At 56.0% G+C, this 26754-nt stretch carries 32 protein-coding genes and 2 pseudogenes; 21 read left to right on the forward strand and 13 right to left on the reverse strand.

Going from position 1 to position 26754, the window contains the following annotated elements:
- Nucleotides 1-22 precede the first annotated feature (22 nt).
- The 4 genes from AO353_RS25895 to AO353_RS25910 are packed head-to-tail and all read left to right on the forward strand — an operon-like array spanning nt 23 to nt 5113.
- Nucleotides 23-1126, forward strand: a complete 1104-nt coding sequence (locus tag AO353_RS25895; protein WP_054597531.1) for an ABC transporter ATP-binding protein — start codon at nt 23-25, stop codon at nt 1124-1126.
- Nucleotides 1127-1141: 15 nt separating this feature from the next.
- Nucleotides 1142-2617 (forward strand): mannitol dehydrogenase family protein, encoded by a 1476-nt coding sequence (locus tag AO353_RS25900; protein ID WP_054597532.1) that lies wholly within the window; start codon nt 1142-1144, stop codon nt 2615-2617.
- A gap of 44 nt (nt 2618-2661) precedes the next feature.
- A complete protein-coding gene (gene xylB / locus AO353_RS25905) occupies nt 2662-4155 on the forward strand; it encodes a xylulokinase (protein ID WP_054597533.1) in 1494 nt (497 codons plus the stop codon).
- A gap of 13 nt (nt 4156-4168) precedes the next feature.
- Nucleotides 4169-5113, forward strand: coding sequence for a carbohydrate kinase family protein (locus AO353_RS25910; protein ID WP_054597534.1), 945 nt, complete (start codon nt 4169-4171; stop codon nt 5111-5113).
- A gap of 125 nt (nt 5114-5238) precedes the next feature.
- Here AO353_RS25910 and AO353_RS25915 read toward each other — a convergent pair whose 3' ends face one another.
- On the reverse strand, nt 5239-6540 hold the full coding sequence (locus tag AO353_RS25915) for an OprD family porin (RefSeq protein WP_054597535.1): 1302 nt from the start codon (nt 6538-6540) through the stop codon (nt 5239-5241).
- Between the two features lie 357 nt (nt 6541-6897).
- Between AO353_RS25915 and AO353_RS25920 the strand changes: the two genes are divergently transcribed.
- From AO353_RS25920 to AO353_RS25940, 5 genes are all read left to right on the forward strand, one after another.
- Entirely contained in the window at nt 6898-7575 is a 678-nt protein-coding gene (locus AO353_RS25920) for a hypothetical protein (RefSeq protein WP_054597536.1), read from the forward strand.
- Nucleotides 7576-7656: 81 nt separating this feature from the next.
- The gene (locus AO353_RS25925; protein WP_054597537.1) at nt 7657-8190 is read left to right on the forward strand and encodes a hypothetical protein; all 534 of its coding nucleotides are present in this window, start codon (nt 7657-7659) and stop codon (nt 8188-8190) included.
- A complete protein-coding gene (locus AO353_RS25930; RefSeq protein WP_146016093.1) occupies nt 8187-8855 on the forward strand; it encodes a hypothetical protein in 669 nt (222 codons plus the stop codon). The genes AO353_RS25925 and AO353_RS25930 overlap by 4 nt, the downstream gene beginning before the upstream one ends.
- A 171-nt stretch (nt 8856-9026) precedes the next feature.
- The gene (locus tag AO353_RS25935; RefSeq protein WP_054597539.1) at nt 9027-9290 is read left to right on the forward strand and encodes a DUF2790 domain-containing protein; all 264 of its coding nucleotides are present in this window, start codon (nt 9027-9029) and stop codon (nt 9288-9290) included.
- 89 nt (nt 9291-9379) lie between these two features.
- On the forward strand, nt 9380-9778 hold the full coding sequence (locus tag AO353_RS25940) for a hypothetical protein (protein ID WP_054597540.1): 399 nt from the start codon (nt 9380-9382) through the stop codon (nt 9776-9778).
- Here the strand turns inward: AO353_RS25940 and AO353_RS25945 are convergent.
- A complete protein-coding gene (locus tag AO353_RS25945; protein WP_054597541.1) occupies nt 9775-10047 on the reverse strand; it encodes a DUF1652 domain-containing protein in 273 nt (90 codons plus the stop codon). The two genes, AO353_RS25940 and AO353_RS25945, sit on opposite strands and share 4 nt — an antisense overlap.
- 318 nt (nt 10048-10365) lie before the next feature.
- Here AO353_RS25945 and eco point away from each other — a divergent pair, with 318 nt between their 5' ends.
- Together eco and AO353_RS25955 are read left to right on the forward strand one after the other, a co-directional pair.
- A complete protein-coding gene (gene eco, locus AO353_RS25950; RefSeq protein WP_054597542.1) occupies nt 10366-10845 on the forward strand; it encodes a serine protease inhibitor ecotin in 480 nt (159 codons plus the stop codon).
- 14 nt (nt 10846-10859) lie between these two features.
- On the forward strand, nt 10860-11165 hold the full coding sequence (locus AO353_RS25955) for an NIPSNAP family protein (protein ID WP_054597543.1): 306 nt from the start codon (nt 10860-10862) through the stop codon (nt 11163-11165).
- 33 nt (nt 11166-11198) lie between these two features.
- Here AO353_RS25955 and ilvA read toward each other — a convergent pair.
- Nucleotides 11199-12206: pseudogene (ilvA, locus tag AO353_RS25960) on the reverse strand (threonine ammonia-lyase, biosynthetic); the annotation flags it as partial.
- A gap of 246 nt (nt 12207-12452) precedes the next feature.
- Here ilvA and AO353_RS25965 point away from each other — a divergent pair.
- The gene (locus tag AO353_RS25965) at nt 12453-12788 is read left to right on the forward strand and encodes a DUF2834 domain-containing protein (protein ID WP_054597544.1); all 336 of its coding nucleotides are present in this window, start codon (nt 12453-12455) and stop codon (nt 12786-12788) included.
- Nucleotides 12789-12799: 11 nt separating this feature from the next.
- Here AO353_RS25965 and AO353_RS25970 read toward each other — a convergent pair whose 3' ends face one another.
- Entirely contained in the window at nt 12800-13840 is a 1041-nt protein-coding gene (locus AO353_RS25970) for an asparaginase (protein ID WP_054597545.1), read from the reverse strand.
- Nucleotides 13841-13942: 102 nt separating this feature from the next.
- Nucleotides 13943-15529, reverse strand: a complete 1587-nt coding sequence (locus AO353_RS25975) for a RimK family protein (protein ID WP_054597546.1) — start codon at nt 15527-15529, stop codon at nt 13943-13945.
- Between the two features lie 92 nt (nt 15530-15621).
- Between AO353_RS25975 and AO353_RS25980 the strand changes: the two are divergent.
- A pseudogene (locus AO353_RS25980) lies at nt 15622-16086 on the forward strand (GNAT family N-acetyltransferase); the annotation flags it as partial.
- 32 nt (nt 16087-16118) lie between these two features.
- On the opposite strand, the gene AO353_RS25985 reads toward AO353_RS25980, so the two are convergent.
- Together AO353_RS25985 and lpxO are read right to left on the reverse strand one after the other, a co-directional pair.
- The gene (locus AO353_RS25985) at nt 16119-16496 is read right to left on the reverse strand and encodes a hypothetical protein (RefSeq protein ID WP_054597548.1); all 378 of its coding nucleotides are present in this window, start codon (nt 16494-16496) and stop codon (nt 16119-16121) included.
- Nucleotides 16497-16668: 172 nt separating this feature from the next.
- On the reverse strand, nt 16669-17568 hold the full coding sequence (gene lpxO, locus AO353_RS25990) for a lipid A hydroxylase LpxO (RefSeq protein ID WP_054597549.1): 900 nt from the start codon (nt 17566-17568) through the stop codon (nt 16669-16671).
- Nucleotides 17569-18174: 606 nt separating this feature from the next.
- Here lpxO and AO353_RS25995 point away from each other — a divergent pair.
- The 6 genes from AO353_RS25995 (at nt 18175) to AO353_RS31720 (ending at nt 22965) form a co-directional block, all read left to right on the forward strand.
- Nucleotides 18175-19605, forward strand: coding sequence for a GGDEF domain-containing protein (locus AO353_RS25995; protein ID WP_054597550.1), 1431 nt, complete (start codon nt 18175-18177; stop codon nt 19603-19605).
- 308 nt (nt 19606-19913) lie between these two features.
- Entirely contained in the window at nt 19914-20549 is a 636-nt protein-coding gene (locus tag AO353_RS26000) for a LysE family translocator (RefSeq protein ID WP_054597551.1), read from the forward strand.
- Between the two features lie 86 nt (nt 20550-20635).
- Nucleotides 20636-21013 (forward strand): hypothetical protein, encoded by a 378-nt coding sequence (locus tag AO353_RS26005; protein WP_054597552.1) that lies wholly within the window; start codon nt 20636-20638, stop codon nt 21011-21013.
- Nucleotides 21014-21236: 223 nt separating this feature from the next.
- Nucleotides 21237-21440: an exodeoxyribonuclease VII small subunit gene (locus tag AO353_RS26010; protein ID WP_054597553.1), complete on the forward strand. Its 204-nt coding sequence runs from the start codon at nt 21237-21239 to the stop codon at nt 21438-21440.
- A gap of 788 nt (nt 21441-22228) precedes the next feature.
- Nucleotides 22229-22570 carry a hypothetical protein gene (locus tag AO353_RS26015; protein WP_237142931.1) on the forward strand — a complete coding sequence of 114 codons (342 nt, stop codon included), beginning with the start codon at nt 22229-22231 and terminating at the stop codon, nt 22568-22570.
- A complete protein-coding gene (locus AO353_RS31720) occupies nt 22552-22965 on the forward strand; it encodes a hypothetical protein (protein WP_237142932.1) in 414 nt (137 codons plus the stop codon). The genes AO353_RS26015 and AO353_RS31720 overlap by 19 nt, the downstream gene beginning before the upstream one ends.
- An 89-nt stretch (nt 22966-23054) precedes the next feature.
- Here AO353_RS31720 and AO353_RS26025 read toward each other — a convergent pair whose 3' ends face one another.
- The gene (locus AO353_RS26025) at nt 23055-23270 is read right to left on the reverse strand and encodes a hypothetical protein (protein ID WP_054597555.1); all 216 of its coding nucleotides are present in this window, start codon (nt 23268-23270) and stop codon (nt 23055-23057) included.
- Nucleotides 23271-23423: 153 nt separating this feature from the next.
- Nucleotides 23424-24044, reverse strand: a complete 621-nt coding sequence (locus AO353_RS26030; RefSeq protein WP_054597556.1) for an NAD(P)H-dependent oxidoreductase — start codon at nt 24042-24044, stop codon at nt 23424-23426.
- A gap of 92 nt (nt 24045-24136) precedes the next feature.
- Here AO353_RS26030 and AO353_RS26035 point away from each other — a divergent pair, with 92 nt between their 5' ends.
- Nucleotides 24137-24784, forward strand: a complete 648-nt coding sequence (locus AO353_RS26035) for a TetR/AcrR family transcriptional regulator (RefSeq protein WP_054597557.1) — start codon at nt 24137-24139, stop codon at nt 24782-24784.
- 82 nt (nt 24785-24866) lie between these two features.
- Here AO353_RS26035 and AO353_RS31980 read toward each other — a convergent pair whose 3' ends face one another.
- Both AO353_RS31980 and AO353_RS31420 read right to left on the reverse strand, forming a co-directional pair.
- Nucleotides 24867-25040: a DUF1737 domain-containing protein gene (locus AO353_RS31980; protein WP_081013883.1), complete on the reverse strand. Its 174-nt coding sequence runs from the start codon at nt 25038-25040 to the stop codon at nt 24867-24869.
- 15 nt (nt 25041-25055) lie between these two features.
- The gene (locus AO353_RS31420; RefSeq protein WP_173859979.1) at nt 25056-25259 is read right to left on the reverse strand and encodes a putative holin; all 204 of its coding nucleotides are present in this window, start codon (nt 25257-25259) and stop codon (nt 25056-25058) included.
- A gap of 152 nt (nt 25260-25411) precedes the next feature.
- On the opposite strand from AO353_RS31420, the gene AO353_RS26045 reads away from it, so the two are divergent.
- Nucleotides 25412-25741 carry a hypothetical protein gene (locus tag AO353_RS26045; protein ID WP_054597558.1) on the forward strand — a complete coding sequence of 110 codons (330 nt, stop codon included), beginning with the start codon at nt 25412-25414 and terminating at the stop codon, nt 25739-25741.
- A gap of 180 nt (nt 25742-25921) precedes the next feature.
- On the opposite strand, the gene AO353_RS26050 is transcribed toward AO353_RS26045, so the two are convergent.
- Nucleotides 25922-26281: a hypothetical protein gene (locus tag AO353_RS26050; protein ID WP_054597559.1), complete on the reverse strand. Its 360-nt coding sequence runs from the start codon at nt 26279-26281 to the stop codon at nt 25922-25924.
- Nucleotides 26282-26440: 159 nt separating this feature from the next.
- Complete coding sequence (locus AO353_RS32275) at nt 26441-26527, reverse strand: YceK/YidQ family lipoprotein (RefSeq protein WP_347930044.1); 87 nt, start codon at nt 26525-26527, stop codon at nt 26441-26443.
- Between the last annotated feature and the right edge of the window lie 227 nt (nt 26528-26754).

A 26754-nucleotide genomic window follows, 5' to 3' on the forward strand; every position in this document is an offset into this window, starting at 1 on the left:
TCATTAAAAGCGGAGGCCCGTCATGGCCCATCTGAAAATCAAGAATCTGCAAAAAGGTTTCGAAGGCTTTTCCATCATCAAAGGCATCGACCTTGAAGTGAACGACCGCGAGTTCGTGGTCTTCGTCGGCCCGTCCGGTTGTGGTAAATCAACCCTGCTGCGGCTGATCGCCGGTCTGGAAGAAGTCACTGCCGGCACCATCGAACTGGACGGACGCGACATCACCGAAGTCAGCCCGGCCAAGCGCGATCTGGCAATGGTGTTCCAGACCTACGCCTTGTATCCGCACATGAGCGTGCGCAAGAACATGTCCTTCGCCCTCGACCTGGCCGGAGTGAACAAGGCCGAGGTGGAGAAAAAAGTCAACGAAGCGGCACGGATTCTCGAACTCGGGCCGATGCTCGAACGCAAGCCGAAACAGCTCTCCGGTGGTCAGCGTCAGCGCGTGGCGATTGGCCGGGCGATTGTGCGCAACCCGAAAATCTTCCTGTTCGATGAACCACTGTCCAACCTCGACGCCGCCCTGCGAGTACAGATGCGCCTGGAGCTGGCACGACTGCATAAAGAACTGCAGGCGACGATGATTTACGTGACCCACGACCAGGTCGAAGCCATGACCCTGGCTGACAAAGTCGTGGTGCTCAACGGTGGCCGGATCGAACAGGTCGGCTCGCCGCTGGAGCTCTATCACCAACCGGCCAACCTGTTTGTCGCAGGCTTTCTCGGCACCCCGAAAATGGGCTTTCTCAAGGGTAAGGTCACCCGTGTCGAACGCCAGAACTGCGAAGTGCTACTGGACGCTGGCACTCGCATCACATTGCCACTGAGCGGTGCCAACCTGAGCATTGGCGGCGCGGTGACGCTGGGTATTCGTCCGGAACACCTGAACCTCGCGTTACCCGGCGACTGCACCTTGCAAGTCACCGCGGACGTCAGCGAACGCCTGGGCAGCGACACCTTCTGCCACGTTCTGACCGCCTCCGGTGAAGCGCTGACCATGCGCATTCGCGGCGATCTGGCGAGTCGTTATGGCGAACAACTGAGCCTGCACCTGGACGCCGAACACTGCCACTTATTCGATGCCAACGGGGTGGCAGTGGCCAGACCGCTGCGTGCCGCTGCCTGATTGACGAGATCCGACATGAAACTGAACAAGCCCAACCTTACCCGTCTGGCACCTGAAGTGGCTCTGCCCGCCTACACCCTGAGTGCGACTCGCCAAGGTATCGCACACATCGGCGTCGGCGGTTTCCATCGCGCCCATCAGGCCTATTACACCGATGCCTTGATGAATACTGGAGAAGGCCTGGACTGGAGCATCTGCGGCATCGGCCTGCGTGCCGAAGATCGCCGCGCCCGGGATGACCTGGCCAGCCAGGATTACCTGTTCACGCTGTTTGAACTGGGCGACAGCGGCGACACCGAAGTACGGGTCATCGGTGCCATCAGCGACATGCTGCTGGCCGAAGACGACACCCAGGCGCTGATCGATAAACTCGCCAGCCCGGACATTCGCATCGTCTCGCTGACCATCACCGAGGGGGGTTATTGCATTGACGACAGCACGGGTGAGTTCATGGCCCAGCTGCCACAGATCCAGCATGACCTGGCGCATCCGAACGCACCGAAAACCGTGTTCGGTTTCCTCTGTGCGGCCCTGGCCAAACGCCGCGCCGCCGGCATTCCAGCGTTCACCTTGATGTCCTGCGATAACCTGCCGCACAACGGCGCGGTCACCCGTAAGGCCCTGCTGGCCTTCGCCGCCCTGCGCGACGCCGACCTGCGGGACTGGATCGGCGCAAACGTCAGTTTCCCCAACGCCATGGTCGACCGCATCACCCCGATGACCAGCTCGGCTCACCGTTTGCACCTGCACGACGAACACGGCATCGACGATCTATGGCCAGTGGTCTGCGAACCTTTCGTGCAATGGGTGCTGGAAGACAACTTCGTCAACGGTCGTCCGGCCTGGGAAAAAGTCGGTGTGCAGTTCACCGACGACGTCACGCCTTACGAAGAGATGAAAATCAAACTGCTCAACGGCAGCCACCTGGCCCTGACCTACCTGGGCTTTCTCAAGGGCTATCGCTTCGTCCACGAAACCATGAACGATCCATTGTTCGTGCGTTACATGCGCGCCTATATGGACCTCGACGTAACGCCGCAATTGGCGCCGGTGCCGGGCATTGACCTGACGCAGTACAAGAACACCCTGGTCGAACGCTTCTCCAATCAGGCGATTGCCGATCAACTGGCGCGGGTTTGCTCCGACGGCTCGTCGAAGTTTCCGAAATTCACCGTACCAACCATCAACCGCTTGATTGCCGATGGTCGCGAGACCAAGCGGGCGGCATTGGTAGTGGCCGCGTGGGCGATTTATTTGAAGGGCGTGGATGAGAATGGCGATACCTACCCGATTCCCGACCCACGGGCAGAGTTCTGTCAGGCGCTGGTGGCCGATGATGCGTTGATCACTCAGCGGATGCTGGAGGTTGAGGAAATCTTTGGCACGGCGATCCCCCACTCTGCGGAGTTTGTTGCAGCGTTTGAATGGTGCTGCAACAGCTTGCGTGAAGATGGTGTGACGCGAACGCTCGAAAAAATACTCGCACAATGATCGTTCCCACGCAGAGCGTGGGAACGATCTGCATCGGAGTTTTCATGAGTATCAGGAACCTGTTCCTCGGCATCGACTGCGGCACCCAGGGCACCAAAGCGCTGATCCTCGATTCGCGCAGCGGTAAAGTTCTCGGTCAAGGCGCCGCCGCCCACAGCCTGATCAGCAGCGCCAATGGCCGTCGTGAACAAGACCCGGCCCAATGGCTTGAAGCCTTGACCCTCGCCACTCGCCAGGCCTTACTCGCCGCCAACATCAGCGGCCGGGAGATTCTCGGCATCGGCGTCTCAGGCCAGCAACATGGCCTGGTCCTGCTCGATGAACAAGGTCAGGTCCTGCGCCCGGCCAAGCTCTGGTGCGACACTGAAACCACCGCAGAAAACCAGCGATTGCTAGCTCATCTGGGCGGCGAAAGTGGCTCGTTGGAACGCCTCGGCGTGGCCATCGCACCGGGCTATACCGTGTCCAAACTGTTGTGGACCGAAGAGCAGCATCCGCAAATTTTCGCCCGCATCGCTCACATTCTGTTGCCCCACGACTACCTCAACTATTGGCTGACCGGGCGCTGCTGCAGCGAGTTCGGCGATGCTTCGGGTACCGGCTACTTCAATGTGCGAAGCCGCCAATGGGATCTGCAGCTACTTCGTGACATCGACCCCAGTGGGCGCTTGCAAGCGGCGCTGCCCGAACTGCTGGAGGCGCATCAGGCGGTCGGCACGATTTTGCCGGACATCGCCGAACGATTGGGCATCAACCCAAAGGCGCTGGTCGCCAGCGGTGGCGGCGACAACATGATGGGCGCCCTCGGCACCGGCAATATCCAGCCCGGTGCAATCACCATGAGCCTGGGCTCTTCGGGCACCGTGTATGCCTACGCCGAGCAGCCCAACGTCAGCCCGGACGCGGCAGTCGCAACGTTCTGCTCCTCCAGTGGCGGCTGGCTGCCGTTGATTTGCACAATGAATCTGACCAACGCGACCAGCGCCGTGCGTGAGCTGTTCGATCTCGACCTCTCACAATTCAATGCCCGGGTCGAGCAGTCACCGATTGGCGCCGAAGGCGTGAGCATGCTGCCGTTCCTCAACGGCGAGCGCGTCCCCGCCCTGCCCCATGCCACCGGCAGCCTGCTGGGGCTGAACATGAGCAACCTGACCCAGGCCAACCTCTGCCGCGCGGTGGTTGAAGGCACCACTTTCGGTTTGCGTTATGGTCTGGACCTATTGCGTCACAACGGATTGCAGAGCCGCAGCATTCGCCTCACCGGTGGTGGCTCAAAAAGCCCGGCATGGCGGCAGATGGTCGCCGACATCATGAATACCCCGGTGGTGTGCACCGAACACAGCGAGGCCGCAGCCCTCGGTGCAGCGATTCAGGCGGCGTGGTGCGAGTCGGCCGCCGGTACCCAGCAAAGTCTGTTGGCGTTGTGCGAGCGCTGTGTCAGCCTCGACCCCAGCAGCGAAACCCAACCCGTTGCGGCGAATGTAGCGGCCTACCAACAGGCCTATGAGCGTTATCGCCAACAGGTCGCAACCCTTTAAAGAGTGAACAACTATGTATCTGGTGTGTGGAGAAGCACTGTTCGATTTCTTCAGCGAAAACGCGGCCAGCAGTCAGGCTTCGACCGTGAATTACAAGGCAATTGCCGGCGGATCACCATTCAACGTGGCGGTCGGCTTACGTCGATTGGGGGTGGACTCGGCGCTGTTCGCCGGGCTGTCCACCGACTACCTCGGCCGTCGCTTGCAGCAGGTGTTAGCTGATGAAGGGGTACGTGCTGATTACTTGCTGGACTTCGACGCGCCAACCACCCTGGCGATGGTCGCGGTCGGTGCCAATGGCTCGCCACATTACAGCTTTCGCGGTGAAGGTTGCGCTGATCGCCAGCTCACGCTCGCCCATCTGCCAGAGTTGAGTGATGAGGTGCGCGGTCTGCACATCGGCTCGTTCTCGCTGGTGGTGCAACCGATTGCCGACACACTGCTGGCGCTGGTACGTCGGGAAAGCGGTAAACGCCTGATCAGCCTCGATCCGAATGTACGGCTTAATCCCGAGCCGGACATCGAATTGTGGCGTTCGCGGATTGCCGAGTTGATGAAATACGCCGACCTGATCAAGGTCAGCGACGAAGACTTGAGCCTGCTGTATCCGGGGCGCGAGCCGCAGAGTGTGATCGACAGCTGGCTCGAACATCGCTGCCAATTGGTGTTCCTGACCCGCGGCGGCCAGGGTGCGACGGTGTTCAGCCGTCGTCATGGCAGTTGGTCCGCGCCGGCAAGCAAGGTGGTCATTGCCGACACCGTTGGTGCCGGTGACACTTTCCAGGCTGCATTGATCACCTGGCTGACCGAGCAACAGCTCGATTCAGTCGACGGCTTGCAGCGCTTGAGCCGCGAACAGATCGACGCGATGCTCAGGTTCGCCATCAGCGCAGCCGCCCTGACGTGCAGCAAGACCGGGCCGGATTTGCCGTACCGGCATCAGTTGGAAATGCGCTGAATGTGAGGGCCTCTTCGCGAGCAAGCTTTGCTCCTACAGGTCACGTGTTACTTGACGACATTGATCACCCGTAGGAGCAAGGCTTGCCCGCGAAAGCGGTCTACCTCACACCACCACTCTCACTGTCACAACACCGAAAAGTTGTAACTCACAATCAACCGGGTCTCATCCACATCCCGGGCGAACTTCTCGTAGTTGCTCCGATACGTCGCGTTGCGCAGCCGCAGGCTCAGATCCTTGAACGTCCCGCTCTGCACTACATACTTGAGCTCGCTGTCGCGCTCCCACTCCTTGCCTTCCTGCTCGCTGCCCGGCACCTTGATCTGATCGCCATTCACATAGCGGGTCAGGAAGCTCAAGCCATTGAGGCCGACGGCCTTGAAGTCGTAGTCGTAGCGCAACTGCCAGGAGCGTTCCTGGGCCGCAGCGAAGTCGTTGACCTGCACATAGTTGACCAGATACGGGTTACTGCCATCCAGGTACGGCATCGAGTTATCACCGATCATTCGCTGCCAGCCGGCGCTTAGCGTGTGACCGCCAAGGGTGTAGCCGAGCATGCCACTCAAGGCACGGTTCTCGATGGAGCCGGCGCGAGCGGCGCCGCTGTCGGCACTGTCGAATACGCGCAGGTCAGCCTTCAACAGGCCCGAGCCTAATGGCTGATTGGCCAGCAAACCGACAAAGTGCTGACGGTAGATATCTTCCAGTTCGGCGTAATGATACTGAGCGGTCAGGCGCTCGTTGATCTTGTAATCGATGCCATACATATCGAAGTGATCGGCCGTGACGTTGCAGGCGTAACGCTTGTTCTTGCAGTGCACGCGGATGTCCTGGGCGTCGGTGGAATCCCGAGCGGTGTATTTGTCCAGGCGAGCGGCCGTGAAGGTCAGGTCCTTGAATTCTTTCGATGTGAGCATCACACCGTTTAACATCGTCGGCAGCAGACGGCCATCGTTGTACTTGAGCAGTGGCAAGTCAGGCAACTGCGCACCGTACTTCAGAACGCTTTGCGAGACGCGGACTTTGGCCGTCAAACCCAGCTTGGCGTATTGGTCTTTCGAGCCTCGCGGGTTCTCGCCGGTGGACGGCAACAAGCCGCTGTTGCTGCTGTCGGGGCTGGAATCGAGTTTGAGCCCGAGCATGCCCAACGCATCGACGCCGAACCCTACGGTGCCTTCGGTGTAGCCCGATTGCAGATTGAGAATGAAACCCTGGGCCGACTCGTCACGCTTCGACGCACCCTGCTCGTTCGAGGTATGACCATCACGAAAATCGCGGTTGAAATACACCGTGCGCGATTCGACTTTGACGCTGCTGTCTTCGATAAAACCGCTGGCCTGGGACTGCGCGGTAAAACCTGCGCACAGCAGCAAAGCGCCGAAGCCCAGAACCGGGCACGGTGTGATGAGGGGAAACGGGGGACGCATGAAAAAAAGCTCCAACAGCGCATCTTTGCGGCAGGACAATCAGCCAACACAAATAGCGTTCATCCAGCGAAAAGGTTCGCCGTGATGAAGTGAAAAGTTACGGGGGTGATTGCCAATAGTGGCAGATGGCTGCTAGCTGATACAGACGACTTTAGTCTGAAAATGACTGCCAATTACTGCCCGCCGATGAGTTACCGATAGCGCTTAATGAACACGTACTCATCGTTTTTTCGGTGACAAGACCAGACTAGCCACGACCCTAGAGGCGCATTCTGTCCGACTGGTTACGTATGCCAGGAGCAGCGTAAACACGTAAACTCCCGCCCTTATCAGGAAACGGACTTCGGATTCAACGTCATGGAATTGCAATTCAGCATTACCCCCAAGCATACCGAGATCAGGATCGGCAAACTGCTGGAGCGCGAGATGCTCAAGCATGATCAACAGCAGGCCCGACTGCTGGGCTATGTCGCACGCTTTCAGGACCGCCTGATCGCCCCGCTGCTGTTTCTCCTGGGCCTGGTTGGCGGCATGCTGGCAATCTATTTCCCTGCGCGCGAGTTCAGCACTCAGAAGTTCATCTCCATGGCGCTGTTTGGGGTGATCTTCTTGGTGTTCTGGCGGGTCTACTCCGGTCGCCTGCTAAGCCATTTACGTGAACGTATCGCCGACAACCGTGCCAAGCCGCGCGCGCCTTTTCGCAGCGCGAACCAGCGTCTCATAGCAATGAAATTGCGCATTTCCCTCAAGGCAGCTGAAGGTGGTTATCGCCTGCAATTCGACGACCAGGGCTTCACCCTGATCAATACCAGGGGCAAAGGCGCCATAAGTAGGCTGGCCTGGGGGCAGATTGCGCGTCTCACAGTAACGCCCGACTTCTACTCCGTTGCCTGCGCCAAACTGTATCGTGAGGACAAGGCCTATCACATCCCCAGGCATAGCGATGTGATGGACGCGGATTCGTATCAGCAAGGTTTGCAGCTGTTTTTGAGCCGAGTGCCCGTCTCGGCCAAGGAGTCATGCGTCGCGCCCTGAGCCTCTTCTGACCAGCGTGACCCTTTTTGTGTCCCTCTCCCTTTAACCCGCCTCGGCGCAGATATTAAAGAACATGGTCAAATGAGAAAAATTTGGCTGTATACGATAGCTCTGTTGGTGGGCGGCCCTGCTTACGCAGAACCCATCAAGGCGATCCTCAACTGTCCATTCTCCGATGGAACGCATGCATCGCTGTTGGCCACATCGACTTTGGAAGGTCAGAAGCTGTTTTTGAAAGTCGACGGGAATATCCAGAGTGCATTTTCCGATATGCCGAACGCTGATTTTGTCGGACAGATTGTCATGGCCAAGTGTGTTGCCTCCGGCTTGATATTCGCACTCAACTACGGAACCCCGTACTCCAAGGGAGTCCTCTTACGAAAGAATCCAATAAGTCACGCTACCGAACGGATTGATTTTTCTGAAAAAGCGCTTCCTCGCTGGCTCTATGTCGGGCGTGAACAGATGCGACTCGTCATTCCAAACAGTGGACATGAAGTCGCCGCAAAGTTTCTGGTCTACGATTTCGTCAATGAAAAGGGACAGCCGGAAGAAGTCGAAGGCGTTGATACTCTTCCAGACAAGCTCGGATTTAAGGTTCTACGCTTGAAATGAGCAAACGTTTGGCATTGACACTTCCATCACTGCTCACATGCCGGGCAGTTAGCCGCATTAATACTCTTTACTCCGACTCAATACGGCTCATACGGCATATCATTCAAATGAGACAATTTTCGCTTGGCATCTCGCTTGCCCTATTCTGCGTACATACTTTTGCTGCACCACCACAGATAATATCTGTCGTCAGCTGTGAGTTGGCAGGCCCCAGGAATACGGTCGAACTGTTACGTGGCTCACCCATTGTTGACTCCTACATCTACAACATCCGCCACACTCAAAAAAACCGACTTATCTTTGGCACCCAGGATGCCTCTCGAGGTACCTCTGTTCAGTGGCAGTGCGCATCCAATCAATCGAATATAAACGTACTGGTGGTCTCTGGTGAATTCACGTCGAACTATCTCCAGGGCGCTCTTTTTTACTACGACCCGAAAACAGGGCAAATAGAGCGTGTCGATTTCGCCGAAAGAAATCGCCCGCGCTGGGTGCAAATGTCCGAACAGGGGGCTCGCGTGATTTTCGAGAACACGGGTAATGAGAGCTCCCACAAGTATTTGGTCTACGGAAAAGGCGACACGTATCTGGAGCTTGATGAGTTACCACCAGCATCTGATGAAAATGGAGGTCCCCTGATCGAACTGCATGGTCCTCAACCGTAAGTCGATCAACCCGCTACGTCCGTTAGGAACCCCACCGAGCTTAACCCCCGGTTAATCCTGCGGTCTAAAATTAACTGGACCGCGTTCGCGCAGAATCTTCTGACGCCCTGCGCGGCAGGGCCGACATCGTCAGGTGTCGCGCTGACTTCACGTCTGCACCGGAGACTTCTCATGAACATGCGTATTTTTCTGGTGGCCTCTGCCCTCGCCTGCACCGGGTTTACCGGGCTGGCGCTGGCCGACTCCGCACCCTCCCAGCCTGTGCCGTATCACTACGGAATGTCGCTGCACGTCAAGAAAGTGGTTTCGATGACCGAGCCCACAACGCAAGACTGCAAGGTGGTGACGGCGGAGATGAAGTTCATCGACGACGTGGGTAAACAGGAATACATCAGCTATCGCAAGCTGTCGGATGCCTGCAGCTATCAGAACTGAGTCATGGCGCTGCGCAACGCCAGGCATTTGGTGATGGGCGAGGCCAAAGGTTATGCTTTGGCCTCCCCTCACTGCCGCAAGGATTCGCCATGCAGTTTTCGTTTCGCACACTGTCGATGTTTACCGCTGGTCTGTGTTTTGCGCTGGCGCTGGTCTGGGGCTTTATACCCGAGGTGATGCTGTCGATCTGGAGTATCGGATACTCGGACGCGACAGGCTTGGTGGCCAGACGCAGTGCGATGTTGTTTGTGGCGCTGGGCGTGATGTTTTATCAGGCTCGCAACACGCCGCCGTCCGTTTCGCGTAGCGCGCTGAGCAGCGGTCTCGTGGTGGCGGTTTTCGGGCTGGCCACACTGGGTGTCGGCGAATGGCTCAACGGCCACGCCGGCCCGGGTATCTTGCTGGCGGTGGCGGTGGAGATTGCGCTGGGCCTGGCATTTCTCCAGACCCGGCGTGCGCCCGTCGAACTCGCAGAAATCGTGGATTAATGCGCGCGGACCTTTGACGCGAGCACATGGCTGCCGGGGGTGTGATCCTCCAGGTCGTGGCGCAATTCAGCGATCAAATCGTTGATTTCACGACAGCCGTTAAGAGCGTTCGCATCGATGCCGGTCACCAGCAGATCCAGTTGGTCCGTCCGGTGGTTGTCGTAGACCTTGACGGTCATCGACAAGTCCGGTGACAAGGTGCATTGGCACCGTTTAGGCAAAAAGCTGTGTTCAATGATATTGCGAAGTTCCAAGGCAGAAAGAAACATTACACCCCTCCCTTTTTGTAGGACCATCGATCAATCGCCGGGTTAACCGCCGTCAGTCTTGCCCATCCTTATCTCGCGGTTTTTCCTGGCGTGTTTTTCATGCACTGGAATGAAGCATAAGGTATGCCCGGGAATTCGCACGACGGGCCGTCGGTAAATCAGCTATTTGCGACGAACCGCCAAGTGACCTCGTGCAAAACGCATGATTGCCACTAATCATCTCTCACGTTGCCAACTTCGCCGTCGTGATTTGCATTGAGCGACCTGCACAGTAAGAATGCTCGCATTCACCGACTCAACCAAGAGCAAGGAGGCATCATGCGCTCATCAACTCTCACCGCTGCGGCGGTGCTGCTGTCCGGTCTGTCCACTCTGGCCAGCGCTGCGAAACTCGAAGACGTTGCCCCCTATCCCAAGGCTGAAACCGGTTTTACCCGCCAAGTGATTCACCTCGCGCCGCAGACTCGGGAAGACAGCTACCAGGTCGAAATCCTCGCCGGGAAAACCCTGACTGTCGATTGCAATCACCAGCGTCTGGGTGGCACGCTGGAGGAAAAAAACCTCGAAGGCTGGGGTTATCCGTTCTATCGACTGGAGAAAGTCATCGGCCCGATGAGCACCCTGATGGCGTGCCCGGATGGCAAGAACAAGCAGGACTTCGTGCCGGTCGTCGGTGAGGGTTTCCGGCTGCGTTACAACAGCAAGCTGCCGATTGTGGTCTACGTGCCGAAAGACATCGAAGTGCGCTACCGGATCTGGTCGGCGTCGGCCAAGGTCGAGAAAGCCCGTCAAGAATAAACGGAGCACACACTATGATTACCTGCCACGTCAAATACGTGATCGACCCTTACCAGCTCGCCGAGTTTGAAGCCTACGCCAAGGCCTGGCTTGGTGTTGTCGAACGCCTGGGCGGTACGCACCATGGGTACTTCCTACCGTCCGAAGGCGCGAGCAATATCGCTTATTGCCTGTTCAGCTTTCCTTCGCTGGCCGACTACGAAAGCTATCGGCATATTGCCCTGACCGACTCCGAAAGCACCGCGTTAGTGGCGCAGGTGATGGAGAAGAAATTCATCCTCAGTTACGAGCGGACGTTTCTGCGTCCGCTGCTCGCCTGAATCCCTTTCAGCGACTTACACCGGAGCGCCGCACAATGCGGCGCGCTCGGCCACATGCCGCAAGCTATCAAAATTGATATTGGCGCCTGAGTCGATCGCCACCAGTGTCTGCCCCCGGACACCGGTTTGTGCCACGTACTTCTTGATTCCGGCCACGGCCAGCGCGCCGGATGGCTCGGTGATCGAGCGGGTATCGTCGTAGATATTCTTGATCGCCGCGCACAGTTCGTCGTTGCTGACCGTGAGCACTTCATCAACGTGATGGCGGCAGATTTCAAAGCCATACTCACCGATCTGTGCGACGGCTACACCATCGGCGAAGGTGCCCACTTTTGGCAACACCACTCGCTCTCCCGCGAGCATTGCTGCTTGCAAGCATGCGGAGTGTTCCGACTCGACGCCGACGATACGGATCTCCGGCCGCAGGTATTTGACGTACGCGGCGATGCCGGCGATCAAACCGCCGCCGCCCACCGGGACGAAGATTGCGTCCAATGCGCCTTGATGCTGACGCAGGATTTCCATGGCCACCGTCCCCTGCCCGGCGATCACGTCCGGATCGTCGAAGGGCGAAACAAAGGTCCGGCCGGTTTGCCGGGCCAGGTTCAATGCGTACTCCAGGGCGAACGGAAAGCTCTCGCCATGCAACACCGCATTCGCGCCACGACTGCGCACACCAATCACTTTCAGCTCCGGCGTTGACGTGGGCATGACGATGCTCGCCTCGATCCCCAACTCCCGCGCCGCCAGTGCCACGCCTTGGGCGTGATTGCCAGCCGAGGCGGTAATCACCCCGCGAGCCTTTTGCTCGGCACTCAGTTGGGCCAGTTTGTTGTAGGCGCCACGAATCTTGAAGGAAAAGGTCGGTTGCAGGTCTTCACGCTTGAGCAGGATCTGGTTGCCCAGCACCTCGGATAACGCCGGTGCCACCTGCAAAGGCGTGCGCACTGCCAGTTCATAAACCGGTGCGGCGAGGATTTTTTTCACGTAACGCTCAAGCAGGGCCTGCTTGGCGGTTGCAGTGTCGGTGTTGGTGTCCATCAACGTCTCCTGGCTTTGTTCACGGCCCCGGAGACAGAAAATGAAAACCCGCCTCTAGGGCGGGTTGGGTGCAGTCGTCAGCTAGCCCGCCAAATAAGGAATGGCGGTAATAATGCTTGGCTGGCAGCGCGATACGGTGGAAGTCATGGCTCGAAATTAGCTGCGCGCGAAAGGCAAGTCAATGGCCAGTTTTCTGTCGAATGCGATAGTCTTCGAAAACCGTTCATTGTCCCAAGGAAGGAAAGCATGAAGTCTGTCGCACTCCCGTTGATCGCCCTTCTCGCCTTTGCTGGCTATACCGTTTCAGTGATGCTCCAGGCCGAGCGGTCACTCATCGATTTCGGCATCAGCCTGATGTCCCGCCCCGATACTGCCCAAGTGGTGATCGACCTTTATCTGCTAGCCACCCTCGCAGGCATCTGGATGTACAAGGATGCCCGCAGCCGTGGCCGTTCAGTGTTGTCAGTGCTGCCGTACCTGCTGATTACCGCAGTATTCGTTTCCGTCGGGCCACTGCTGTATTTGGTGGTGCGCGGGCTTCGCAGCCGAAAAACCAGTGCTGTTTTCGGGCAGCAAGCGTGAGCAGAAGAGCGCTAAATGGGCGGCAGTGAAAACGTCAGCTCGATACGCCCGGTCTGTACCTTCACCGTGTTGAGCATTGGCGGGTGATGCCAGGCACTGAGTTGGGCACGTTGCGCGGCCGTACCGATGTTCAGTTGCGTCAACACTTCACAGACTACCGCATAGAGGACGGTTTGATTTCCGTCCTCGACTTTTACCGCAATACCCCGCGCCTGCTGGTCGGTCACACCGCGTATACCGATTGCATAGCTCGCGTCGGCACCGACCTTGCCCACCAGTTGACCGTTGAAGGCCTTCATCAGTGCTGTACAGAAACGGCCCTTCCCGGCGACCAGCTCAGGGTATGTGGCCATGGCTCGGTAAATTCTCGCCAATTCAGCTTCACGTGGCGACCGGGCACTTTCACCGGTATCGGCAGCACTGGCTATTTTGGCAAAGAGCAACGCCAGGCGATCCAGCGCGAAGGCCGGTGTCGGCAGGTTGCAGCCGTCGGTAGCCCACTGAATGGCGTCACCTGAAACCTCGCAAACCTCAGCCACCGTCTGCATCACCCGCTGCTGAAGCGGATGAGCTGGAAGGTGATAACCCTCCAGCGTTGCACCCAGCGCTTGGGCGGCCGCCAACATGCCAGCGTGTTTACCTGAACAATTGCTGCACACCGGACCGGGGACAAAATCGCTTTTGATCCAGGCCCGATAGACCTCATCCGAGATAGGCGGATGACCGCCGCAGCGCATGTCTGCTTCACTGGCGCCGGCCTTGGCCAGCATGCCCAGCGCTCGCTGGATATGCCGTGTTTCGCTGCTATGGGAGCCACACATCAAGGCCAGGTCAGCATCGTCCAGACCGAATTGTTCGAGTGCACCAGTTTCCATGACCGCCAACGCTTGCGCAGGTTTGGCGGCGGACCGGGCCAATGTCATGCGCGATGGATCACCAAAACCGCTGAGCAAGCGGCCTTGGGCATCGACGACCGCGACATGCGCGATGTGAGTGTTTTCAATGCTATTACCGCGGTAGACGATCGCGGCAATCGCCTGTTCCCTGTTCATCCGGCATTCCTGCTGATTGCTTGAAAACCCTGCGCGGATGACTCCGCACTAATGCAGGGGAGCGTAGTTCAGCTTAAGGATGTTGTCGGCATGAACGACTGTTCACCAGACTTGCCCGCGACGCTTGAGTTCGAGTCTGCGGACAAACTCCTCGAGTACCAGTGAATACAGATCGTCCTGCAGGTAAGCATCTTCGATACCAGCGTCGATGTTCGGGTTGTCGTTGACCTCGATCACCACCACTTTGTCGCCGGACTGCTTGAGGTCGACGCCGTACAGACCGTCGCCGATGAGGTTGGCGGTTTTCACTGCAAGGTCCACCACGGCCTTGGGCGCCTCATGAACCGCCAGGGTACGGCACTCGCCGTTGATGTCCTGGCCCTTGGCTTTGTGGTTATAAATCTGCCAGTGGCCTTTGGACATGAAGTACTGGCAGGCGAAGATCGGTTTGCGGTTGAGCACGCCAATGCGCCAGTCATACTCGGTGTAGAAGAACTCCTGAGCCAGCAGCAACACCGAGTGCTCGAACAACTCAGCCGTGGCTTCGAGCAAGGCTTGCTGACTTTCGACCTTGATCACCCCTCGCGAGAAGCAGCCGTCAGGAATTTTCAGCACCAATGGAAAACCGAGTCGCTCGCCTACCCGCTCAAAATCTTGCGGTCGTTCCTTGTAGAGAATTTCCGTGGCCGGCATGCCCAGTTGATGGCTGTTGAGCAAGTCTGTCAGGTAGACCTTGTTGGTACAGCGCAGAATTGATGCCGGGTCGTCCATCACCACCAAGCCTTCACTTTCGGCCTTTTTCGCAAATCGGTAGGTATGGTTATCGACGCTGGTGGTCTCGCGGATCAGCAACCCGTCATATTCGGCGATACGCGCGTAGTCCTTGCGCTCGATCAACTCGACATCGATGCCCAGGCCCTTGCCCACCCGAACGAAATTCTCCAACGCCCTGGCATTGGATGGCGGCAGCGCTTCCTGCGGATCGTGGAGGATTGCCAGGTCATAACGGGCCAGCCGGCGTGAACGCGGCATGCGCCAGATCTTGCGACTGAAGTTGTCCAGAGCGTTGGCGAAGTGATCTTCCTGATCTTCTCGCAACTTATGTAACGCACCAAACTTTACACCTTCGATGTGCCAGCCGTTACGTCGGCGAAACTCTACCAGCAAGATTGGACAGGGGAACACTTCAAACAACTGACGCGCCAAATCCTGTAACGGTTCGATATTGGTCTTGCCGAAATACAGCGTCAGGGTAAATCCTTCAGTGTCGCTGTAAAGGTGATTATTGAGCGCCTTGTCCAAGGCTTTATCCAAATCGTCCAGAGACAGGCCATACAGGGACTTGCGCGTCAACTCACTGATGGTTCGCACCGAAGGAATCACCTTGTGCCCCCGGGCTTCGGCCAGCAATGAGCAGTAGTAGCCGTGTCCCAGGTACTTGTAGCTGCGGCACAGGTTGATTACCTGTACCCGCTTGCCCTGCTCGCTGCCACGGGTTTGCTCGAGATACTCCTGGGCACTGACGATGTCTTCACTGGGAAAGTAAGACGCCCAGTCTTCCTTGCGTTCGACAATAATAACCAACTGACTGGAGGTTCTGGCAGCCTCTGATAAATAAGTTGCTTTGGTTATTGCTGTCGGTAAACGTTGCTCCGATACTTCACGCCAATGACCTTGTAGCGCTGACATAGTGATTGATCCGTTGGAGAACAAGACCTTTCCTATTAAGCACGAAGTTTTTCGAAAGTCCCGTTTCGTTACACAACTTTTACGGTGGTCATATGAATCTTGTCTTCCGCCTTGCAGTACCGGCTGACCTGGCAGCACTCCTGGAACTTGAGCAGCAATGTTTCACCAGCGACCGGCTTAACCGCCGTAATTTTCAGTGGATGATCAACCGGGCTCACGGGCAGTTGATCATCGCCGAGTGTGCGGATCAATTGCTCGGATACGCCTTGGTGCTGTTTCACCGCCGCACTTCGCTGGCGCGGCTGTACTCGATTGCCAGCTCGGTTCAGGCCCGCGGTACGGGTCTGGGCAAACAGCTGTTGGAGCGAATCGAGGCTTGTGCGCTGGAGCATGACTGCACCTGTCTGCGACTGGAGGTGCGTATCGACAACCCGGTAGCGATTGCGCTGTATGAACGTAACGGCTACCGGCGTTTTGCGTTGATTCACGACTACTACGAGGACCATGCCGATGCCTTGCGGCTGGAAAAAAGCATCCAAGAACTCCGTTCTGCCCGGAAGAATGGCGCCTGCGTGACGGTCAATGCCGCTCAATAACTGCTGGTGTCCGAATCTCGGGATGGCGGCTTGGGCGCACTATACGGTTTGACTGTACCCGGCGCAGTACCGCTGCGCGGATAGCCATTGCCAATCCCGCCGTTTTCGAGGGTCGGTGGGCGGGGAACCGGCACGGTGTTCGGCCCGCGAATAACCGGTGCGCTGGGCTGGGTGCCCTGCATGCTGTTGGGATTTACCCGGCGAATCGGGCTGTTGTAGGGGTTATCGGAGTTGTCAGGGAGATTCTGGGCCAGCAGGGCCGGATGCTCCACCGTGGCAGCCAGCATGCCAATGTCTGCGCCGGCCTGGGTCAGAGTGCCAAGCAAGCCACTCAACGCCAACGCACTGGTACCGAGCACAAACCTGTTCATGGTGGAGTTCCTCCAGTACATGCAGATAGGGTCTTCGATAACACGCTACGCGCAGGATTCATCCCAGGGAAGATAATACTCCAGCGCAGATGTCACACCGATTGAGCGTATTGCAGACTCGCCCGAAATCTCAACGTCGCGCCAGCAAAGGTTGCTGGCGCAATGGTCGTGCTCAGATCAATACAATAATGGCCAGCAAACCGCCGAAAATCGCCCACTTTTCCAGGTAGTAACGCGTCCGGTTGCGCTTTTTCAGTTCTTTACCGCGCAAACGAATTTTGTAGATTTTTCCGAAAAAACGGTTTATGCCACCGGTTTTATCGCCCGCATCGTTTGGCGCGCCAGCAGCGGACATCACGTTGCGGCTGAACCAGCGATTGAACGCTGTGGCCCAACGGTATTTCAGCGGGCGCTCGATGTCGCAGAACAGGATGATGCGATTCTGCTGGGTGGTGTTCTCGGCATAGTGAATGTAAGTCTCGTCAAACATCACCGCCTCACCATCACGCCAGTGGTAGCGCTCGCCGTCGACGTCGATGTAGCAACCCTCATCGTTCGGCGTGTCCAGACCCAGGTGGTAACGGTACGAGCCGGCATACGGGTCACGGTGGCGGACCAGTTTCGAACCCGGTGGCAATTCGGCGAACATCGCCGCCTTGATCGAGCCAATGCTTTGTACCAGCTCTGTGGTACGCGGGCAGAGCTTGGTGGCCGATGGGTGGCTGTCGCCATACCACTTCAGATAGAAGCGCTTCCAGCCGGTTTTGAAGAACGAATTGAAGCCCACATCGTCGTATTGGTCCGAGCGTTTGATCTCCCCTGCCCTGAGCAGATTTTGGCCTTCGGCGCGAATTTCCTGCCAATTGGCCTGCAAGGGGCTCAGGTCCGGGAAGTCGGCCGGATTCAGATAAGGCTTGTTGGGGATTTTCGAAAACAGGTACAGGAAGCAGTTGACCGGCGCCAGAAAGGTCGAATGATCACTCAATTGGCGACTCAGTTTGTGCCGGATGCGACCACGTAGATGCACATACGCAATGGATAAAACGTAGAGGGAGACAATGATGAGTTTCACGGGAATTCGTCACAGTTCAGAAGAGTACATGCCGCGCGCCACAAACCTGATTTGAACGCAGCGTCCGAGATCCAACGATCAAGCGAATCGGTCAAGCACGGGAGTCTGAGCAGAAAGCTAGCTCATGGCCACCGGGGCGTATTTTAGTCATACTTTGTAATCAAAGGTTAACCTACATTTGTGAAAAACTGTGGAGGCGTTGTGCCAGAAACGCGCCTGCTCAGCTCAGCGAGACGCAAGACATCATTGAGAGCTGCGACGATCGTCTCAATAGACGTATGCCTGCTGGCTCAAATCATACGCAGACTGAAAATCCCTCCCTCGGTGTCCTGCCGACCGAACGAAAGCCCCTCTGTCGCCTCAAGATTTCCTACCGCTGCGTCGCGACCTCCACAAAGGGGTTCGCGATAGCAAATTCAGACCGCTCCTTCTGCAGCCCTGTCATTACTCGACTAGGCTATTAATCGCCACAGGAGCCAAAGCCATGGAAGACCGGAGCCCGATCAATTTCGCGCTCCATAATCTAAATCCAACGCAGCGTGTATGCGGCGACGGAGCTACTACCGGTCCGGTGCTGGCAAAATATATTGAAAATTGGAGGGAGCCATGAGCAATAGCGTCGCCACCGGCGAGCCACCTGAAGCCGTCCGTCTCATCATCAAGATTTATGCCTGCCTGCTGCTCGCAGGGTTTGCGTTCATTCCGGCCTACCTGATTAGCTACTTGTACTTCTTTCAGGACCCCACCCTTCTATTCGAGAACCACGCGTTCCATATCATTGCGATCACGGCAGCCACCCTGGAAGGCTTGTTTGTGACTTACGTGACGTGGCGCTGCTATCAGTCATCGGGAGAGCCGCTGCTGCGATGGATGACGCTTGGTTTTCTCGGTTTTGTACTGATCTATGCATTGCATGGTGCGTTCACCGGGCTCGCACATCACAATATCTGGCTCTTCCTGCTTTATGGACCGGCCTCTCGACTGGTCATGTCGATACTGCTGCTGGTCGGAATGCTGTCGTACCACCGCCCACCTGATGCTGCGGACCGCCGAATGCAGCCCCGCCGGTGGTTGACCTGGATAGGACTGTTCCTGCTGGTTGACCTGGTAGTGGCGTTCGTCGCGAACTCGTCAATCGCCGGCGAACTTGCGGTGCGCCTTTCGCTGGAAGGTGGCGCCCTGGTTCTATCCACATTGAACGTGGCAATGCTCCTGTTGCGCCGAATCCGTTCGCAGCTGATGGTGATTTTTGTCATCTCGGTCACGGCGTTCGCGTTGTCATCTCTTGCATTCATCCTTGGACGTCCCTGGAACCACATGTGGTGGCTCGCCCATGCGATCTTCGCCGCTGGATTCTTCCTGTTGAGCTATGGGGTAGTACAAGCGTTCCTCACCACGCGGTCCTTCTCGACAATTTACACCCAGGAGGAGCTGATGGTGCGTCTTGCCGAGGCTATGGAGTACACCGAAAACGCCCTGGTGGAGCTCCAGCGCACCAATCAGGAACTCGGACACCTTGCGGCGACCGATCCACTGACAGGCGCTGATAATCGGCGTCGGTTCATAGAGCGGGTCGAAGCCGAAATTGGCCGGACCAACCGTGGCGGTGAGCCGTTCTCCGTGTTGGCACTTGATCTGGACAATTTCAAGTCCATCAATGATCGCTTCGGGCATCAGGTTGGCGATGACATCCTGAAAGAGTTCGTGCAGAAATGCCTCGATTCGATCCGACCGTATGACGGTGTAGCCCGAGTGGGTGGGGAAGAATTCATGATACTGCTACCTCATACCTCACTAGAGGCCGCGCATGTCATCGCCGAGCGTCTGCGAACCAGCGTTGCAAATACTTCTTTTAATAGCGGCTTCCAGCGGCTGACCATGGTCACCGTGAGCATCGGCATATCGCAATCTGGCCGCGACGGCGACACCATCGAGGCCATTCTGCACGTAGCTGATCAACGCCTGTATCACGCGAAACACCAAGGCCGTAATCGTGTGGTCACTGCCATCAAGACCAGCCTCCAACCGCTGCCCTGAACACCATAAGAATCATCACGAGCCTATTCGTTCTCTCGTAAATAACAGCCAGGTGCCTATAAGGCACCTTGGCTGTTATTAATGGAGCAAGCCATTACTCACGTTGAACTTGCAACGTATCCCAGGGAGTGGATACCGGGTGCTGCGACCGCTGTATGACGTTTTGCAAGTCAATCTGTGTCTAACACTCTCCCGTTGACCGCCCTACTATCGTTCGCTCCAGGTGCAAACCTCAGCGGTGGCGAAAACCGCTCGTATTGATTTAACGGAGCTTTCGATTCGTTATCTCATCCATTAGGAGTTACGCGATGCCCGAACTGTCCAACCTGCTCGCCTACGGTCTGATCTCACTCGGCATGGTGCTGACTCCCGGCCCGAACATGATCTATCTCATCTCGCGGTCGATCTGCCAGGGACGAATGGCCGGACTGGTTTCTTTGGGCGGAGTGGCATTGGGTTTCGTCGTTTATATGTTTTGCGCCGCATTGGGTATCACGGCCCTGGTCATGGCCGTTCCCTATGCGTATGACGCCCTGCGACTCGGCGGCGCGCTCTATCTGCTCTACCTGGCCTGGCAGGCGGTCAAGCCCGGCGGCCGTTCCCCGTTCCATGTGCGAGACCTGCCCAAGGATGGCCCGCGCAAGCTGTTCATGATGGGCTTTGTCACCAACCTGCTGAATCCAAAAGTTGCAGTCATGTATTTGTCGCTGCTACCTCAGTTCATCGACCCCACCGACCACGGCAGCGTGCTGACGCAATCGATCGTGCTTGGCTTTACGCAGATCGTCATTAGCGTGAGCGTCAACGCGCTGATTGCCGTCATGGCTGGCTCCATCGCGACATTTCTCGCAGGCAGGCCCGTGTGGCAGATCGTGCAACGCTGGCTGATGGGGACGGTCCTCGCGGGTTTGGCCGTACGCATGATCGTCGAAGGGCGGCGCTAACCCCAATCGGCTAGCAGTAGCCCGTCGCTTATAGCTCGCCAATTTCGATACGATGGTGATACCAATGACCATCAGCGGACGATGCCGTGCCGGGATTATCTTTTGCCATCCGCGCTCTGTTTGCGGGCTGCCTACTCGTTGCAACAGCCAATCACCTGCATGCAGGCCTTACGCATGGGCTGCTCTGGGACTACGGATATGGTGACAGTACTCCATGGGCCAGTCGTTTGTTCTGGGGAGCGCTCACGTTTTTAGATCCTCTGGCCGCACTTTTGCTCTTCAGAAACCCCCGACCAGGCATCCTTTTCACGGCTGCAATCATCGTTGTGGACGTGATCCATAACACGTTCTATGTGGCGCTAAACCGACAATGGCTGGAGACGTTCTATATTTCGCAGACAGTGTTTTTGCTGGCAGTACTACTTCTAGCACCTGTTGCCTGGAAAAGTATCAAGCAGCACTGAAGCCACGAGCGATAGAGAATGCCTCCGGTACGAATCCCCAGTAACCTCCCGCCAATCACGGACAGTAGCCTCCTGCCCCTAGGCAACGGATTCCCCCATTCCTTTGCCTGCCGGCCCAGGGACCAGGATTTCACCCATATCGGCGCGGACAGGATCCTGGAGGTCGAGTCTGGTTTGCGTCCTGAGCGACCAGCACCTGATCACAGGTTTGAGGACTACAGCAATGCCGAAGAAACAGCAGGAAAATAAAGCAGCGGCGACCGCAGCTGAAATTGAGCGCTCTATCCAGGCGCTGAACAAGATGGCTGAACGCCTGTGGGGGGATGGCCGGGAAGCTGAGGCGAAAGCCCTTCTCGATGCCTTGAATGCGTTAAATCGGGCGCTGGATCGGATCAGGATTGGTGAGAGCCGTAAGACACTCCATTGAGCCCCTGTAAAGGCTGGATAGCGATTCCATCACCTCAAGAGGATATAGCGTTCGCCCTGCGCATATGACCTTGCCATCCTTGGACCGGTAAAGAGTCATATGGCCGGGCGAACAGCTGAAACGATACACCAACTGATCTGGGCCTTCAAAGCATCATATATGGCCAGCCAGTGAAAGGTCGGCCTACGCAAATGACTGCCAACCTAAATAATGTAAGGATCGTTGTATGTGATGTCTGCCTGGGGCATTCTTCGCGATGCAAATCTACATGGACGGTAACATTTGATGCGCTCCTCACTCATGGACGTGCTTATCCCCTGCGCCTGCACGCTCGATACCCTGCGTCGAAATCGCCTGGCAGGCGTTACTGGCCTGCCGTCCCATGCGCGAAAACCACCAAGCACTGTTCAACTCTATGGATGAATGCTGGCGTTTTTTCCGACGCGCCCACCGACCACTATTACCCCATTTGAAACCTTGAAAAGGAACTTCTCATGAGTGGCAAACCGGCTGCCCGAATGACAGCCCCCCACCCATTGACCGCTTCCCGGAAGCGCTCCGTTAAAGCAATTTGATTGCAGTTGAACTGCTGCGCAACGTGAATGCAATCGAACCGTTAATCAGTGGAGACTTAAAAGTTGCAGTGGAAAAAGTCTCGAAAAATGGGAAGCCTTACCCATGAGCCCAGGCTTGGCGAATCGGCCAGTCAAAGAAAAACCATCGGGCCAACCATATACTGAGTACGGTGAAGTAGAAAAAATATATAAAAACTTTGGCGGTACCGTTAAATGAAGCTGCAAACATTCCTCATCAGCCTTTTTTGCTGCACCAGTTTTTTTGCCAACGCAACGGACGCCCCTATAAAAGAGGGAATGTCCTTTCTAAATGCCAGAAAAGTATTAATTCAAAATGGCTGGAAGCCGAACCCAACCTATACAGGTGAGTTTGGGGTCGAAAACATCATCATGAGAAAAGGTTTCAAAGAGATCGAATCCTGCACGGAGGGCATCCGGTACTGCAGCTTCAATTACATCAAGAATGGAACCTGCCTTGGTGTGGGAACTGTCGGCGAAAAGATTAAAGAAATGAAGATTTACTCCTGGAACTTTAAATGTCCGGAGAAGGATTGAGGGCTGGCGCCATGTCACGAGATAGATGCACTAATGTCAGCCCTGCTACTTTTAGGGTCTTGCCAATTGCTTGCATTGTGCTTTGTTGCGTTAGCATTTTTGCGAACGCAACAGATGTGCCAATTAAAAAAGGAATGCCATTCTTAAGTGCACGAAAGGTATTGATTAAACATGGCTGGAAGCCAAATTTAACGAACGTGATGGAACCGGGCGGCGTTATGAAAACACTTAGAGATATGGGCATTAGTGAAGTCGAAAGATGCACCGAGGGAGTTCAATACTGCGAGTTTAATTACAGAAAAAATAAAACTTTCCTAGTTGTCAGCACTACTGGCGAAGAGGTAAAAAACATGATAGTTGATGATTGGGGCTTCAAGTGCCCCGAAGCGGAGTAAGGGCTGGCACTAAGTCCGCGCCACAAAGCTTAGACCAGCCAGGAATACACCTCCCACCCCACTGTCGCATCCGCTCACGGAGGGCGATATCAGGCCAGCTTCATCAGCGCTCCAGAGACATTATCTCTGGCTTGCCGCAACTCGCTCGCATCCTGATTCAGGCGATGGACCACGCCCAGCAGCCGCTGGCGCAGCACTTCGTCACCAAGCTGATCAATGGCCCGCATGACATCAAGTGCTGCGGCCTCATTATTGGCTGCTGCAGCGTCCAGTGTTTTACGCAGGTTTCGTGCTGATCGGTTCACTTCAGTAGCCCTCATGAATCAGGCCAGCACTCTATAACAGCAATGTTTCTTTTTAATTTCAGTCGTTTAGCTTTGGATGAGCGGCACCTGACTGGAAATGCCCCAATGGCCGGAATCATTGGGTTGTCGCCAGCGGTCCAGAACACTACATGTTCATACTACCCCGGCCATTTTGCATCGCTGAGATGTAGTAAATAGATCGCGGCCCAGGGCCCGCGCGACGTCCAGATGAACAGTCGGATCCTGCGTTTCCGATTCGAGCAGGAGCTCGGAGGTCACGACACATGCGCCGCAATAGTCAAAGATCCCATGGTCAATCTGCGTCTTCATCGCGTTGGCATAACCGTGCCGTTCATAGGTTCCCCCGTCTGCGCCACCAATACCGACAAGATGAACTCGTAGGTGGCGAAGCTTCTTCACCAGCTTCGCATCAGAACTGAAGTCGAACGCCCAACCATTGGCGAACACACGATCGATCCATCCCTTGAGTAGTGCCGGCATAGACCACCAATAAACGGGATACACCAACACAAGGGTATCGGCGCGATCAATTCTCGCCTGCTCGGCAGCAACATCGGCCGGCGGTGGCCCTTCCCTGTGATGTACAGCGAGATCAGCCGCGGAGAACCGCGGATCGAAACCTTCCTCGGAGAGATCCGCGATTTCGAAAGAGTTGCCTGCGTCAGCCAAGGATAGGCCCTCGGCGACATGCGCAGCGATGCTGTGACTGAGCGACCTTGGATCATGATGAGCAACAACGATAAGCGCGTGCATGTCGAAAACTCCTGCTACTGATTGAGGGCAAAAGGCGAAGCTTATATACTTTTAGTAAGTTACTATCTTTAAGTTACTTTTGGTATATAGTCATGTCAAGCGCCGAAAATAGAGAGCAGGTCTCCAGCACGCAGCCACGTCGTCGCCTGTCTAGAGAGGAAAGACAGCGTCAGCTTTTGGATGTCGCATGGCGATTGGTTCGAGAAGAAGGCACGGAAGCACTGACGCTTGGACGGCTTGCCGAGCAGGCCGGAGTTACAAAACCCGTCGTTTACGACCATTTCGGCACAAGGCCTGGACTGCTCGCGGCGCTCTATCAGGAGTTCGATGCACGCCAGACAACGCTTATGGACGCCGCGCTCCAAGCGAGTGAATCTACGTTAGTGAGCAGGGCTGCTGTCATCGCATCGTCTTACGTCGACTGCGTGCTTCTCCAGGGCAATGAGATACCTGGCGTGATAGCGGCGCTGGCCAGTTCACCGGAGCTCGAAAAGATCAAGCGTGATTACGAAGTGATCTTCATGAATAAGTGCCGAATCGCCCTGGCCCCTTTTGCCAGGGCAGGAGATATTGCGCCTGCAGGTCTTCGGGCAATGCTTGGCGCGGCCGAGGCTCTATCCCATGCCGCTGCGACCGGAGAAATCACGCCCGCCCAAGCGCAGGACGAACTCTTCGAAACGATCATCGCAATGGTTGATCGAAGCGCGCGCGGCAAGGCTGATCACGTCGCCGATGCGTAGCGATGTCGGCCCCACAGGAACACATCCCAGAAACAACAAAGCCCAGCACTAAACTGGGCTTTTTCACATCAGGAACGACGCCTTACTTGCTCTGGCTCCAGATCACGGCCTGGGCCACGACGATGTGCGAGCCGTTGAATGTTGCAGCTAGAGAACCATAAAGTTGATAGCCCAGCGCGAGCCCACTATCCCGGCGAAGACAACAACGCAGAGTGAACCATACAGAAAGCCGCTGAAGTCTGCGGTCTTGGTCCAGGCTCTGCCCAGCAGCTCAGCAGCACCGAAGCCACCACCAATCCAGCCAGCCAGCCACCAGGTAACCCAATCGGCGTAGCGATGTCATGTCCTTGGCGAACACGACGTAAAAGAAAGCCCCGACCAATACGGCCAGGTCAATCTGGGGGAATGCAACGCCAGCGCCAACGCCGCTAAGTACGCCAGCTAATGCCAGGGCGCCGGTACTCGGCTCGGCCATAGGTGTTACTCCAGAAATGAAAAAAACCAGCGAATACTGAGGCCCTGAATAGGTGCGAATTTGCAGCGCACGAGGTATAACACCGGCCGAATATTCATCGAAAAAAAACGAAATACGCGGATCGAAATATGAAGGGAAGTAGAGCTTTCTCAATGTTAATCGCAGCAACCTTTCTCTTCTTGCAGGGATGCGAAAATAAAGAGGAACACATATTCCAACTGACTCGATGTGGTTTAGCTGCCGGTTTGGACGTCCATTCCGATCCATCTGTGGTAACCCGATCTGCCGAAGCAGTGGGGCTGTACGGGCGAGAGCACGGAATCAAAATGAGTTTTGAAGAGATGACCGTTATCACAGACAAGATAACAAAAGAAATAATGGGTGCCCCTGAATCCCCAGTGCAAGAGTGGGATGATCGAGCAAAAAAAATCGCAGAGTCCGATTTTTGTAAAAAGTACCTAAGCAGTTTGTATTCGAAATAGCTGCGCGGTCTTCCCGCTGCCTGCCAAAGCCCTTCACTGCGCCGATCCCCGATCCAGTCTCGCACCAACCGTAAGCGTTGGAGTGCGGGGTGCGCGAACAGCCGTGCTGGCTGCAGTGTAAATTTTAGGCAATAAAAAAAACCGGCGCAGTAACCAGGTTTCTCTTAAAGGCAGGACCATCTACTCGCGTTTTCTTGCCGCGATCTGCCAAATTTTCAACGACATCAAAGCCATTAATGCGCCAACCGTACCAGCGAATATACCAATCTGAAGATATACCGAGGGGCCGAACTCGCACATGTTCGTTGGGGTAGCAAAACGAATAATGCAAGGTTCAGGAAACAACATTAGCCAAGCATGCGGTAGACAAGTTATGCAAAAAAAACCGATAACAAAAAGCCCGCACAGCCACCAACCGGAAATGTTTTTAAGCTTTCTGTGGAGGATGCTCAAAGTAATGACCAAGGCAAACGACAAAAGCCCTGGCACAAGAAACGCGTCGAAAAATAATCGATGAAGCTGTTGGGTTGGCGTATCCATGTCACCTCAGCAAAAAAACCAGCACTAGCGCTCTGAGCCTCGGCCATGAGGAGCGCTGGACCTCATACAGTGTGCCGATTCAAACCACCCGGGCACAGGGCTGTACGCCGCATATTGTAGATACCCGACATTTTCTTGCAAGTAGCGATTGGCAGGCAGTTACAAACACGCAGGAAGCGATAGCGTGTCCGCCACCAACGTAAAGGGTAAGTCGAGAATAATGAACGGCCCAACTAAAGGCATCATCTCTTTGAACTCAAGCTCCGTTCCGTTAAAGCAGGCAATGGACCCGTGAGAATTTGCAACAAGCCAAGCGCAGCCGCTCAACTGTGAAAGGCTGAATATCAAAATGAGCTTCCGTAGCACGCAATTTCCTTATTACTTTTCCGTTGTGTTTCCCATAGATGCCATCGCGAAGAGTTAGTCACCCCCTCCCCGAATCTACCCGCATGCACTCCCCTCCGCGCCCAACG

This window comes from Pseudomonas fluorescens, assembly GCF_001307155.1.
GTDB lineage: Bacteria > Pseudomonadota > Gammaproteobacteria > Pseudomonadales > Pseudomonadaceae > Aquipseudomonas > Aquipseudomonas helvetica.